The organism is Chitinophaga sp. CB10 (assembly GCA_001870995.2).
GTDB lineage: Bacteria > Bacteroidota > Bacteroidia > Chitinophagales > Chitinophagaceae > Chitinophaga.
Window position 1 is genome coordinate 95,666 of the sequence record MLAV02000003.1, and the last position, 13,907, is coordinate 109,572.

General features: G+C 50.9%; 12 protein-coding genes. 10 read left to right on the forward strand and 2 right to left on the reverse strand.

What is annotated here, in order from left to right; genetic code table 11:
• The first annotated feature begins 11 nt into the window (after positions 1-11).
• From BOC67_RS05805 to recR, 3 genes are read left to right on the forward strand one after another with little or no spacing between them, the layout of a single operon-like run.
• Positions 12-3,167, forward strand: a complete 3,156-nt coding sequence (locus tag BOC67_RS05805) for an ATP-dependent DNA helicase (protein WP_291908255.1) — start codon at positions 12-14, stop codon at positions 3,165-3,167.
• 48 nt (positions 3,168-3,215) lie between these two features.
• Positions 3,216-4,694 (forward strand): Ig-like domain-containing protein, encoded by a 1,479-nt coding sequence (locus BOC67_RS05810; protein WP_291908257.1) that lies wholly within the window; start codon positions 3,216-3,218, stop codon positions 4,692-4,694.
• Positions 4,695-4,721: 27 nt separating this feature from the next.
• Positions 4,722-5,342 (forward strand): recombination mediator RecR, encoded by a 621-nt coding sequence (gene recR, locus BOC67_RS05815; protein ID WP_291908259.1) that lies wholly within the window; start codon positions 4,722-4,724, stop codon positions 5,340-5,342.
• A gap of 169 nt (positions 5,343-5,511) precedes the next feature.
• Here recR and BOC67_RS05820 read toward each other — a convergent pair whose 3' ends face one another.
• Positions 5,512-5,724, reverse strand: coding sequence for a hypothetical protein (locus tag BOC67_RS05820; RefSeq protein WP_291908262.1), 213 nt, complete (start codon positions 5,722-5,724; stop codon positions 5,512-5,514).
• Positions 5,725-6,118: 394 nt separating this feature from the next.
• Here BOC67_RS05820 and BOC67_RS05825 point away from each other — a divergent pair, with 394 nt between their 5' ends.
• The 6 genes from BOC67_RS05825 to BOC67_RS05850 all read left to right on the forward strand — a co-directional run bounded on the left by BOC67_RS05825 (position 6,119) and on the right by BOC67_RS05850 (position 11,908).
• A complete protein-coding gene (locus tag BOC67_RS05825) occupies positions 6,119-7,135 on the forward strand; it encodes a homocysteine S-methyltransferase family protein (RefSeq protein WP_291908263.1) in 1,017 nt (338 codons plus the stop codon).
• 33 nt (positions 7,136-7,168) lie between these two features.
• On the forward strand, positions 7,169-9,937 hold the full coding sequence (gene metH, locus BOC67_RS05830) for a methionine synthase (RefSeq protein WP_291908265.1): 2,769 nt from the start codon (positions 7,169-7,171) through the stop codon (positions 9,935-9,937).
• A 17-nt stretch (positions 9,938-9,954) separates the two neighbouring features.
• Entirely contained in the window at positions 9,955-10,719 is a 765-nt protein-coding gene (locus tag BOC67_RS05835; protein WP_291908266.1) for an exodeoxyribonuclease III, read from the forward strand.
• Between the two features lie 35 nt (positions 10,720-10,754).
• Positions 10,755-11,057 carry a DUF4286 family protein gene (locus tag BOC67_RS05840; protein WP_291908267.1) on the forward strand — a complete coding sequence of 101 codons (303 nt, stop codon included), beginning with the start codon at positions 10,755-10,757 and terminating at the stop codon, positions 11,055-11,057.
• 316 nt (positions 11,058-11,373) lie between these two features.
• On the forward strand, positions 11,374-11,643 hold the full coding sequence (locus BOC67_RS05845; RefSeq protein WP_012788562.1) for an HU family DNA-binding protein: 270 nt from the start codon (positions 11,374-11,376) through the stop codon (positions 11,641-11,643).
• A 148-nt stretch (positions 11,644-11,791) separates the two neighbouring features.
• Positions 11,792-11,908, forward strand: coding sequence for a 30S ribosomal protein THX (locus BOC67_RS05850; protein ID WP_291908278.1), 117 nt, complete (start codon positions 11,792-11,794; stop codon positions 11,906-11,908).
• 83 nt (positions 11,909-11,991) lie between these two features.
• Here the strand turns inward: BOC67_RS05850 and pdxH are convergent, their stop codons facing one another.
• The gene (gene pdxH, locus BOC67_RS05855) at positions 11,992-12,639 is read right to left on the reverse strand and encodes a pyridoxamine 5'-phosphate oxidase (protein ID WP_291908279.1); all 648 of its coding nucleotides are present in this window, start codon (positions 12,637-12,639) and stop codon (positions 11,992-11,994) included.
• Positions 12,640-12,736: 97 nt separating this feature from the next.
• Here pdxH and BOC67_RS05860 point away from each other — a divergent pair, with 97 nt between their 5' ends.
• Positions 12,737-13,858, forward strand: coding sequence for a DUF3298 and DUF4163 domain-containing protein (locus BOC67_RS05860; protein WP_291908281.1), 1,122 nt, complete (start codon positions 12,737-12,739; stop codon positions 13,856-13,858).
• Positions 13,859-13,907: the final 49 nt, after the last annotated feature.

A 13,907-nucleotide genomic window follows, 5' to 3' on the forward strand; every position in this document is an offset into this window, starting at 1 on the left:
AAATGCACGGCATGGCCCTGGATCCGAATCAACAGCAGCAACGCTTCGAGGAATATTACAGCAGGTTAAATCATCGGCAGCGGGAAGCGGTAGATCATACGGAGGGTCCGGTAATGGTAATTGCCGGACCGGGAACTGGGAAAACCCAGATCCTGGCCTCCCGCATCGGTAAGATTTTACGGGATACCGACTTCATGCCGCAGAACATCCTTTGCCTCACTTATACGGATGCCGGCACCGTGGCCATGCGCAAGCGTTTGATCGATTTCATAGGGCCGGATGCCTATCGCGTACATATCCATACCTTCCACTCCTTTTGCAATGAAGTTATACAGGATAACCTCAGCCTGTTCGATAAAACAGTGCTGGACCCCATCTCCGACCTGGAAAAAATTCAGCTGCTCAAAAAGCTGATCGACGGCTTTTCCCGGGATAACCCGCTGAAGCGCTACCGGGGCGATGTGTACTTTGACATAAAGAACCTGGCCCACCTTTTTTCTACCATGAAAAGGGAAGGATGGACCGTTCCGTATATCCGTGAACGTATTGCCGCCTATGTCGAAAGTTTGCCGCAACGGGAGGAGTTCATCAGCAAAAAGACCACCGGCCCGTATAAAAAAGGGGATATCCGGACAGACAGGATTGAAAAGGAACGGGAGAAAATGGCCCGGCTGCAGGCCGCAGTAGAGCAGTTCGACGTGTTTCAGCAGCTGATGCTGAACGCCAACCGGTACGACTTCGACGATATGATCACCTGGGTGATCCGCGCGTTTGAAACCCACCCTCACCTGCTGGCCGATTACAAGGAACGCTTCCAGTACATCCTGGTGGATGAATACCAGGATACCAGCGGCTCGCAGAACAAACTCTTACAACAGCTGATCAAAGGGGAAGAACAGCCCAACGTATTTGTTGTGGGCGACGATGATCAGTCCATATACCGCTTCCAGGGCGCCAACGTGGAAAACATGCTGGTATTTGCCAACGATTTTGCCCATACGCTCCGCACCATCGTACTCACGGAAAACTACCGCTCCGTACAGCCCATCCTCGATACGGCCATGGCGCTGATCGAACATAACGGCTCTTCCAGGCTGGTGAACCAGCTGGAAGGGCTGAGCAAAAAACTGGTGGCCAGCAATCGCCTGCTGAAAGAACTGCGGATACCTCCCCTTATCCGGGTGTATCAGACGCCCAGGGATGAGATGGCGGACATCACCCTGCGCTGCGCACAGCTGATCGAAGCCGGTACTGCCCCCGGCCGCATCGCCGTTATCTACCGGGAAAACCGCTACGGGCAAGAACTGGCGGAATATTTCCGCTTAAAGGGGCTGCCGGCATACTCCAAAAAGAATGTCAACTTATTCCATATCCCTTTTGCCCGCAATGTGCTGAACCTGCTGCGCTACATTGCCGCCGAGATGGACACGCCGTACAGCGGCGATGGCCTGCTGTTCGAAATCATGCACTACGATTTTTACAACATCTCTCCTTTGGAGGCGGCTAAGGTCAGCATCCGGGTGGCGGAAAAGGGGTATAGCGAAAAAACCTCCATCCGCGCGTTCTTGCAGGATTGGCAGCATACCCGCAACCGTACGCTGTTTTCGGAAGCGCCGGACGATGAGCTGATGAAGCTGGGCCAACTGCTGGAAAAGTGGATCGGCCAGGCTTATAATCTCACCCTGCAACAACTTTTTGCTTCCATCATTGGCGAAGGCGGCGTATTGAACTACGTCATGGCCTCCAACGAAAAAGGCTGGCTGATGAAGGTATTGCAAACGCTGTTGGACTTCATCAGGGACGAAACCCGCCGCAATCCTGACCTCACGCTGATTGAGCTGATGGAAACAGTGGACCTGATGGAAGCCAACCATATTCCCATCGAACTGGTGCAGGTGTCCGGCAGCGATAAAGGGATCAACCTGGTCACTGCCCACGGCTCCAAAGGCCTGGAATTTGAACATGTATTTTTGGCGGGTGTTAATGCTCATATCTGGGAGAAGAAAAAGGCCGCTCCGGCCGGTTTCCCGTTGCCGGATACGGTTTTCGACACCCACCACACGACGGACGAGGAAGCGGAACTGCGTCGGTTATTCTATGTGGCTATCACCAGGGCGGAAAAGCATCTTTACATCAGCTACCCGGAGCACCGGCAGGATGGCAAACCGCTTGAACCCAGCCGGTTTATTACGGAAATCAGGGAGGCAATGCCACTGCCGGCAGATCATATTACCCTGCATGAAAATGCAGGGTTTGAATTTGACGCATTGCAGTACAGGCCGCGCCTCTCCCCCGAAATCCCGCCGGCGGACCATGGCTTCATTGACGGGCTGCTGAGCAGCTTTACCATGAACGTAACGGCGCTGAACAATTACCTGAACTGCCCGCTCAGTTTCTTTTACAAAAGCCTGGTGAAGGTGCCCGCCGGCCGTTCCGAAAGCACGGAATTTGGCGCAGCGGTTCACTACGCGGTGGAAAAGCTCTTCAAAAAAATGCAGGAGAACAATAACACGTTCCCTTCCTGCGAAGCGTTCATCGGGGACTTTAAATGGAGCATGCTGCGCAACCGGGAATGCTTTACCAGGGAGTCGTTTGAGCGGCGCATGGAGTACGGCATTGAAATACTGACCAACTATTACAAACAGTATGTTCATAGCTGGAATAAGATTGTAAGCGTGGAGCGCAACATCCGGAACGTGGTGGTCAACGGCGTGCCTATCAAGGGGAAAGTGGATAAGCTGGAATTTGACGGCAATAACATCAACGTGGTGGACTATAAAACGGGCGACTATGAAAAGGCGAAAAAGGACTACAGGAAGTTTGACCGGCCCAATGAGCAATCGCCCGATGGAGGCGATTACTGGCGGCAGGCCGTGTTTTATAAGCTGCTGCTGGACAATTACCGGCCCAGGAGCTGGAATGTGGTGAGTACTGAATTTGATTTCATTGAGCCGGATAAGCAGCAGGCGTACCACAAGGAAAAAGTGGTGATCACCCCGGAGGACCTCACCACCGTCTCCCGGCAGATTGCCACTACCTGGGCCAAAATACAGGAGAAAGATTTTTATACCGGCTGCGGGAAGCCGGATTGCCCATGGTGTAATTTTGTGAAAGACAATAAGTTATACATTTCTCTACATACCCTGGAAGAAGAACCCGAAATATAATAGCCGCTTTCGACTCATTTCGTAAGTTTGCCAAATATTCTAACATTCATGAATCAACAATTCAGGAGCTGGACTTTCTGGCTGATATTTATACCGGTAGCGATTATCTTTTTTTCACGATGCGCCAATATAGTGCCGCCTGGCGGTGGCCCGCGGGATACCCTGCCGCCGGTGCTGTTACAGGCGCGCCCGGCGGATTCGACCCTGCACTTTAAGGGGCAGAAGATCCAGTTTGTGTTTGACGAGTATGTGGAGCTGGACAACATTAACGATAAGCTGATCGTATCCCCTACCCTGAAGCGCCAGCCTGTGGCCACGGCCAAGCTGAGAACCGTGACCATCACGTTTAAGGATACACTGAAACCCAATACGACCTATACATTCAATTTTGCCGATGGGGTGCGCGATATCAATGAGCGGAACCCGATCCCGGATTTCCAGTACGTGGTATCTACCGGCGATTACCTGGATAGCTTGCAGATCACCGGCCGCATCATCAATGCGGAGAACGGGACGCTGGACAGTAGCGTATCTGTTTTGCTGTATCATGCCGACAGTCCGGATTCCATCGTGAGCAAGGAAAAGCCGTTGTATTACGCCAAGAGCAAGAGCGATGGCTCGTACCGGTTCAAGAACCTGGCGCCGGGCTCCTATAAAATATTTGCCATTAAGGAAGAAGACAAGGACCTTATGTACAGCTCCGAGTCGGAGCTGATTGCCTTTATTGAGAAACCCATTGTGATCACGGAAAAGAACATCGGCGATGTGAACCTGCTGCTGTTTATGGAAAACGACAGTACGGTAAAGAAGGTCAATCCGCTGGATTCCCTGGATGTGCCCGAGCCGGTGGAAGAAACGGAGAAGGAAAGGGAAGAGCGGAGGAAAAAACTGCCTAAACTGGCTGCCACCGCCAAACTGGAAAACAACAAACAGGAGCTGCCGCAGCCTTTACGGATAGATTTCAACCAGCCATTGCGGATGATTGACAGCAACCGGATACAGTTGTTCCAGGATTCCACCCGGGAGCAGGTGACGTATCATTCGCAGCTGGACAGTAACCGAACCAGCTGGGTGCTGCATTACCCCTGGAAGGAGAACACGCCTTACCAGCTGATTATTCCGAAGGATGCGGTGAGAGATACTTCCAACCAGGCTTTGCTGAAACCGGATACGGTGAACTTCACGACGAAAAAGCTGGTGGAATATTCCATCTTCAAGGCGGACCTCGTGGTGAGCGACAGTACCCGCGAAGCGATTGGCGACAGCACCATGCATTTTGTGATACAGCTGGTGCAGGATAAAACCATCCGGTATTCCGGTACGGCGGTAAATGGTAAGTGGACGCAGGAGCTGATTACGCCGGGCGAGTACTCGGTGAGGGTACTCCTGGATGCCAACAACAATGGTAAATGGGACCGCGGCAGTTACTTCACTCCGCCTAAGCGGCAGCCTGAGCGCGTGATCCTGCTGCCGGATAAATACAACCTGAAAGCGGGCTGGAACAATATAAAAACACTGAAAATTTAGGCATACAGGATTTGCTACCTTTGTGATATGGTATTTTCATCTGCACTTATAGAGAATGCGGTCAACGAGTTTTCCAGGCTTCCGGGCATTGGGAAAAAGACTGCGCTGCGGCTGGTGCTGCACCTGCTGAAGCAGGAGCCGGCACAGGTACAGCAGTTTAGTGATGCGATAGCAAGAATGCGGGAGCAGATCAGGTTTTGCAAGGATTGCCACAACGTGTCCGACGAGGATACGTGTAGCATCTGCATCAGCCACTCCCGTAACAAACAGGTGGTATGTGTGGTGGAAAGCATCCGCGATGTGATGGCCATAGAAAACACCCAGCAATACAACGGCCTCTACCATGTATTGGGCGGTATTATTTCGCCTTTGGATGGCGTGGGCCCCGATCAGCTGAATATCCATTCCCTCGTGGAGCGGGTACAGCAGAAGGGCGTAACGGAAGTGATCATGGCGCTAAATCCTACCATTGAAGGGGATACGACGATTTATTACCTCAGCAGGCGCCTGAAGGAGCTGCCGGTGAAGATTACTACAATTGCCCGTGGTATTGCGTTTGGCGGGGAGTTGGAATATGCCGATGAGATGACGCTGGCCAGGTCCATTTCCAACAGGCTGCCTTTGGAAAGCTATGTACAACAGAAATAGTTTTTTATTTTTTTGGGGGAGATATTAGCGCTGCTGCGCAAACCTTCCCGGCACGGCCCGCGGCGCTCCTGGCATCGCGGGCTGTTTTGCAAATGCCGCGAAAAAAAATACGGGTGCTGAATAGCACCCGTCTTCGTTTAACCTGTAATTCCACGTTATGAAAATCATGTCAGGGTTGGCTTTCGCGCAGCCCTTCAAATATTTTATGGTTGGTCACTGATTGATCCTGTTCCTTTAACTCTTTCCAGCGCTGCATTTCAAACTTGTTAAGGAAACATACCTTAAATACTTCCTGCTGGTTGGAGGAGAGTTCCGCTACTGGCTGCAACCCCAACCTTGCCAGGTGTTCACGGAGTGTATGGATATGCTGAGATATCGTCATGATTGGTTCAGTTTTGTTGTAATAGATAAATAAAGCGAATGACAATTAGAAGAGTTAGAGGCAGATACATCGGGCCGCCGGGTAGCAGCGGAAGCCTGACTGGTGGGGAGCCACGGCTGAATATTGCATTGTCTTTAAACTATCGTGTTGCATGATGCTTGATTATTACCCTACAAATATAGTAGACTTTATAGACTATTTCCAAATTTTACTCCATAAAATAGACAAAATCTATATCTGGCGATGTAGATATAACCACCCTTAAGTGCCGCCGCAGGGCCTGGAAAACCGGGATAATAGTAAGGAATATAGTATATTTGCAAGGATATACAGGGTGGATTTGTTTATTGTTCCCCTGGTATTTTAACAGTAACTAATAAACACCAATTGAGCCATGAAATCTTTACAAGACTGTGCTGATGAGCGCGTACTCATCATCGATGGTGCAATGGGCACCATGATCCAGCGATACAAACTGACCGAAGCAGATTACAGAGGCGCCCGGTTTGCAGACTATCCCAGCGACCTTAAAGGGAACAATGACCTTCTCAACCTCACCCAGCCGCAGATCATAGAAGCCATTCACAAAGAATACCTCGAAGCGGGTGCGGATATTATTGAAACCAATACCTTCAGCTGTACTTCCATTGCCATGGCGGATTACGACATGCAGGAACTGGCCTATGAGCTGAATGTGGCAGGCGCCCGTATCGCTAAAAAAGCGGCGGAAGAGTACACGGCCAAAAACCCGGATAAGCCGCGGTTTGTAGCCGGCGCTATCGGGCCTTTAAATAAAACCTTGTCCTTGTCGCCGGATGTTAACAATCCTGGTTACAGGTCCGTTACCTTCGACGAGGTGGTAGCCGCCTACGAAGAGCAGATCAAAGGGCTCTCAGACGGCGGGGTGGACATCCTCCTGATCGAAACCATTTTTGATACGCTGAATTGTAAAGCGGCCATCTTCGCCATCAAAAAATACTTCCGTGAAAGCGGCAAGCCTGAGCTGCCGATCATGATATCCGGTACTATTACGGATGCATCCGGTCGTACCCTCAGCGGTCAGACCCTCGAGGCATTCTACATTTCCGTGATGCACGCCAATCCTTTCTCCGTAGGGCTTAACTGCGCCCTCGGCGGACAACAGATGCGCCCATATGTGGAAGAACTCTCCAACATCGCCAGCTGCAATGTAAGCTGCTATCCTAATGCCGGCTTACCTAACGCATTCGGGGAGTACGACGAACAACCGGAAGATACCGCCTGTATCATTGAAGACTTTGCCGCGTCAGGGTTCGTGAATATTGTTGGAGGATGCTGCGGTACCACGCCGGATCATATCCGCCACATTGCTGAACATGTGAAAAATATCAAACCACGTCAACGGCCTGTCCTGACACATACGCTGGCATAGTCAACTTTTAATTCAATTCGACGACAAGTAACAATGAGTGTAACTACTTTGAACGATACAACCACGATAGAGGGTGCAACTGTAAATGATCCGCAACGCCGGGTAATTAAGCCTTACATGAGGCTGAGCGGCCTGGAGCCGCTGGTGATCCGCCCGGAAGCTAATTTTATCAATATCGGGGAGAGAACCAACGTCACCGGTTCCAAGAAATTCGCCCGGCTGATCCGCGAAGGCCACTTCGAAGAAGCCCTGTCCGTTGCCCGCCAGCAGGTGGAAAACGGCGCCCAGATACTGGATGTGAACATGGACGACGCCCTCCTGGACGGCGAAAAGGCCATGACCACCTTCCTCAATCTGCTGGCCGCGGAACCGGACATCTCCCGCATTCCCATCATGATCGATTCCAGTAAGTTCAGTGTGATTGAAGCCGGACTGAAATGCGTGCAGGGTAAGTGTATCGTAAACTCCATCTCCCTGAAGGAAGGAGAAGAGAAATTCATTGAACAGGCGCAGATCTGTAAAGCCTTTGGCGCCGCCGTGGTGGTAATGGCCTTCGATGAGCATGGCCAGGCCGATACGGAAGACAAACGCGTTGAATTCAGTCACCGCGCCTATAAGATCCTCACGGAGAAGGTGAACTTCCCGCCGGAGGATATCATTTTTGACCTTAACATCTTCGCTATCGCTACCGGTATCGAAGAACACAATAACTATGCGGTGGAATTCATCAATGCTACCCGCCGCGTAAAAGAACTGATGCCGCTCACCAAAGTAAGCGGTGGTGTCAGCAACGTTTCCTTCTCTTTCAGAGGTAACGAAGCCGTGCGCGAGGCTATGCACTCCGTATTCCTCTACCATGCTATCAAAGCCGGTATGGATATGGGTATCGTAAACGCCGGCGCCTTGCAGATTTACGACGATATTGAACCACAGCTCCGGGAACTCTGTGAAGACGCGATCCTCAACCGCCGCGAAGATGCGACGGAGCGCCTGATCGCATTCGCGGAAACCGTGAAAGCAAAAGGTAAAGTTGTTGAAAAGGACGAAAGCTGGCGACTGGGCACCGTAGAGGAAAGGCTCAGCCACTCCCTCGTAAACGGTATTACCGATTATATCGAAGCTGATACGGAAGAAGCCCGGTTAAAATATCCCCGCCCGCTCGATGTGATCGAAGGGCCGCTGATGGATGGTATGAACATCGTGGGCGACCTCTTTGGCTCCGGTAAGATGTTTCTCCCGCAGGTAGTGAAAAGCGCCCGCGTGATGAAGAAATCCGTTGCCGTGCTTACCCCGTATATCGAAGCGGAAAAGCTGCGCATACAGGCGGAGCAGGGCGGCGAAATCAAGTCAGCCGGGAAAATCCTCCTCGCTACCGTAAAGGGGGACGTACACGATATCGGCAAGAACATCGTGGGCGTGGTGCTGGCTTGTAACGGTTATGAGATCATTGACCTCGGCGTAATGGTGCCGGCGGAAAAGATCCTCCAAACCGCCAAACAGGAGCAGGTGGACATCATTGGCCTCAGTGGGCTGATCACTCCTAGCCTGGACGAAATGGTACACGTAGCCCGCGAAATGAAAAGGCAGCAGTTTGAAGTGCCGCTGATCATCGGTGGCGCTACCACCAGCCGTACCCATACCGCCGTTAAGATAGCGCCGGAATACCAGCATGGCGTGGTGCACGTACTGGATGCCTCCCGCAGCGTAACTGTTACCGGCAGCCTGCTCAACAAAGCGCTTAAGAAAAACTTCCTCGGAGAGATCAACGAGGAATACAATAAACTCAACGAATCCTTCCGGAACAAAAGGCCGGTGAAACAGTACCTGCCTTTCCCTGTTGCCCAGGAAAATAAAACCCCGATCGACTGGAACAGCTTTACGCCCGTACGCCCTGCGTTTACCGGCATCAAGAAGTTTGAAAATTATAATTTAGGGGAGATAGCAAAGTACATTGACTGGCAGCCCTTCTTTATATCCTGGGAGCTGCACGGCAAATTCCCGCAGATCCTTACAGACGAAGTGGTGGGCGAGCAGGCCACTAACCTGTACAACGACGCCCAGGCGATGCTGAAAAGAATCATTGAGGAGAAGTGGCTGGGCGCAAACGCCGTGATAGGCCTCTTCCCTGCCAATGCCGTTGCCGCGGATACTATCCAGGTAACGCCTGAACAATCTGACATCCGTCCTGTTAAATTGGAATTCCTCCGCCAGCAGGTCAAGAAAGCCCCCGGGCAGCCTAACCTCTCCCTGGCCGATTTCATTGCTCCTGCCTCCACTGGCAAGCAGGATTATATCGGCGGCTTTGCTGTAACGGCGGGTATAGGCATCGAAAAATGGCTGGAGAAATTCAAGGCAGAACATGACGACTACAGCAGCATTATGCTGAAAGCCCTTGCCGACAGGCTGGCCGAGGCCTTCACGGAGCTGATGCACGAGCGGGTGCGTAAAGAGTTCTGGGGCTATGCCAGCGCCGAACACCTGTCTAACGAAGAGCTGATCAAGGAAGCCTACATGGGTATCCGCCCGGCGCCAGGCTACCCTGCCTGTCCGGAGCATACCGAAAAATACAAGCTGTTTGACCTGTTGAATGCCACTGAAAACACCGGCATTACCCTTACAGAGTCTCTCGCGATGTACCCTGCCGCCAGCGTAAGCGGATGGTACTTTGCCAACCCGGAAGCCAAGTATTTCGGGCTGGGTAAAATTGAAAAAGACCAGGTGGAAGACTACGCCCAGCGCAAAGGCTGGACGATAGAAGAGGCGGAAAAATGGCTGCGCCCTAACCTGGAATACGATATGTAAAAGAAGTACAGTATATCATGCGAATTGTTTCATATAATGTGAATGGCCTGAGGTCCGCTATGACCAAGGGTTTTACGGAATGGTTGCAGGAAGACCCGGCGGATATCATCTGCCTGCAGGAGATCAAAGCCAACAAGGATAATGTCGACTTTGCGCAGTTTGATAAACTGGGCTACGACCATTACTGGTTTTCCGCGCAGAAGAAGGGTTATAGCGGTGTGGCGGTGCTCACCCGCATTAAGCCGGACAGTGTGCAATACGGCAACGGCAACCTGCAAAGCGATGCGGAAGGCCGTTTTATCCGCCTGGATTTCGGGGACCTGACGCTGATCAATACCTATATCCCTTCCGGCACCAGCGGCGATGAGCGCCAGACCTACAAATACAGGTGGCTGGACGAGTTTTTCGACTACCTGACGGAACTGCGTAAAACCCGCCCGAACCTCATTGTTTGCGGGGATTACAACATCTGTCACAAGCCGATCGACATCCATGACCCGGTGAGCAACAAGAACTCCACGGGCTTCCTGCCGGAAGAAAGAGCGTGGATGGATAAGCTCTTTGCCAGCGGTTTTGTGGATACTTTCCGGCATTTTAATCCGGACCCGCACCAGTACAGCTGGTGGAGTTTCAGGGCCAATGCCAGGAATAACAATAAGGGGTGGAGAATCGATTATATCAACGTAACGGCGCCCCTGAAGGAGAAGCTGAAGCATGCAGCCATATACCAGCAGGTAAAGCACTCGGATCATTGTCCGGTGTACCTGGAGCTGGCCTTATAATATAAGGTGTCATTTCCAATACTTTTATCGCACACATGATCATCTACAATATTACTACGAAAGTGGCTACAGGCATACATCCGGAGTGGATGCACTGGATGCGTGAAGAGCAGATCCCCGCGATCCTGAATACGGGCCTTTTCCACGATTACCGCATGTGCCGGCTACTGGACCAGGACGACTCAGAGGGGCCTACCTATGCTATTCAGTACTTCACGGATAGCATGGAGAACTACAATACCTTTATGGCAGAGCATTCCGGGGCTATAAGGCAACGCGGTTATGAGCTGTTCGGGGACCAGTTTATCGCCTTTGGAACGGTGATGCAGACCATTTAAATGGCGGCAAAAAGCTAAACTTATCCACAGGAAATCCACTGTTTTCACGGGCTTGGGACTTTGGTACAATAGTTGGAAATCCTGCTGAACAATGCTAAAAAGAGCATCAAAGTAGCTACAGTACAGCGTTTTACGAAATTCATCATACAATTTAGCCTTAAGCGCCGCAAAGGGCAATCTGCTGTAACCGTTACCTGTAGCGTTTTTCAGCCGATAAAAATTTGTATAAAAAAGTTGTAAAAAATTTGGTAATCTGATAAAACGCGCTATATTTGCTCACATCAAACATTTTTTCACTAGTTAAATCTTACTAACTATGAACAAAGCCGAATTAATCGACAAACTTGCCAAAGATGCTGGCATTACCAAAACCCAAGCTAACGAAGCGCTGGATTCTTTCACTAAAGCTGTTGCTGATACCCTGAAAAAAGGTGGTAAAGTAACCCTGGTTGGTTTCGGTACTTTCTCCGTTTCTAAACGTGCTGCACGTAACGGTAGAAACCCACAAACTGGTCAGATCATCAAGATCAAAGCTAAGAAAGTTGCGAAATTCAAAGCTGGTAAAGCTCTGTCTGACAAGCTCTAATCAGTTAGCACAACTTATTCAAGCAAGGAACATCCCATGTTTCTTGCTTTTTTTTTATACAAAACTGCCGGCTGCATAGAATTTCGGCGAATTGAATTAATTTGCAGCCGTTATCAACATCATATTAATAAACTACAAATCATTTGTTATGGGTAGAGGAGATGTAAAAACCAAAAGAGGTAAAATTTCCAACAAATCTTTTGGTAAATCAAGACCATCTAGAACCAGAAAAGCTGCTGCTGCTAAAGCAGAAAAGAAAGCTTAGGTTTTCTCGTATAAGAATTTAAAAGGCGCAAATCATCTCTGACAGATCATTTGCGCCTTTTGTATTGGGTGTAGCCTGTCGCTTTACGGCGCCAGGCGCTCTATTTTCCAGCTTCCATCCCCTTGTTGGGCGTACCGGATACGGTCGTGCAACCTGCTGCTCCTGCCCTGCCAGAATTCCAGCATTGTTGGCTTCACCAGGTAGCCACCCCAGTAATCAGGCCTTACAGGCGTATTCCCGGCATATTTTTCCGTCAGCCTGGCTACCTCCTGCTCCAATACCGAACGGTCGGAAATCACCCTGCTTTGCGGCGACGCAATAGCCCCTATACGGCTGCCTTCCGGCCGGCTGTTATAATAGGCGTCACTGACTGCCGCCGGCGCCTTACTAACGGTACCCACTATACGCACCTGCCTTTCCAGTTCCCGCCAGAAGAATAAGAGGGATACATGTGGATTGGCGGCCATCTCCTCTCCTTTCTGACTATTGTAATTGGTGAAGAAGAGAAAGCCTTCTTCGTCAAAACTCTTCAGTAAAACGATGCGTGCGGAGGGGCGCCCGTCCGGGGTGCTGGTAGCCAGGGTCATGGCATTGGCCTCCTCCACTTCGCCGGTGGTGGCATCGTTCCACCAGCGGGCGAACTGCTGCAACGGGTCTTTTGCTACATCGTGTTCATCGAGGGAAGCCATGATATAATCCTTGCGGAGGTCTGCTATTTTCTGGTTCAACATGGTTTATCAGTTTAAGGGTACATTGTCTTAAGTGCAGCTGATAACAAAGGTATGGAAGGATATGCTTAATTTTGGCCTACCTGATATAAATCATACTATGAAAAGAGTCGCCTTATTTTTAGTGCTGGGCTTTGCCGCGCTCCTGGCCTGTAATCCGCGGGGAGGTGGCAGCAATGCCGAAAAAGACAGCGCTATTGCCACCCTCAAACTGGTGAGTACTCCCTTTTTCTATACGCAACTGAAAGGAAATGTGGATAATCAACCGATCACCATGCAACTGCTGAAAACCACGCCGGGCATGTACCGGGGCTACTACTCCTTTGATACCAGCGGGCAGCCCATTACTATCTGGGGCAACGGCGATTCAGGCCTGGTGAAGATTTACGAGGAAAGCATTGACCCGGAAAACGAGCGTTTCTTCAGCGGCTCTCTCGACGATGCGGGCAACTTTAAAGGCGTATGGCATGGCAACGGTACCTCCCGTCATTTTTCGCTGGAAACGGCCATGAAGGACGCCATTCCTTTTGCGGTGTTATACGGTACAGATTCCGCCAGTTTGCTGCCGGGCAACGCCCACTCTCCCGTGGGGATGGCCAGCAACAGCATCCTTTGGCCACAGCCGGTGGTTACCAGGGAGGTGGCGGATTTTATCGAGCAGCAGCTCACGGCTTCCCCGCTGCGGGATCCGCAGCAGTTCCTCAAACGCAGTATTGACTCCTTCCTGCTGGGGTATAAAACCAGCGCCGGGATGGTGGACAGCAGCGAGCTGACGGATGCTTCCCTTTCCGCTACGTGGAACTGGACTTCGGAGAATGACATGAAGGTGATTCATAACAAATGGCCTTTACTGGTGATTGAAAAATATGGCTATGCCTATACCGGCGGGGCGCATGGCAACTGGGGTTCCAGCTTTGTGACGATGGACCTTTCGAAAAAACGGGTGGTAAAGCCGGCGGATGTATTTAAGCCAGGTTACAAGGAGGCTTTCAGTCCTTTGCTGGAAAAGGCTTTCCGGGCAAAATACAAGATCGGGAACGACGAATCCATCCGGGAGTCGCTCCTGACGCCCTCCATCCTGCCGAACGACAATTTTATTTTGACGGATAAGGGAGTGGCATTTGTTTATGTGCCTTATGAGATCGGGCCGTATGCCCTGGGGCAGGTGATGTTATACATTCCGAGGAGCGAGATTAAGGACTGGTTTATACAGCAGCAGTAAAGGTTACGGAGAAGATATAGACGCAAACGGTCGGCGGGATAACCGCCGA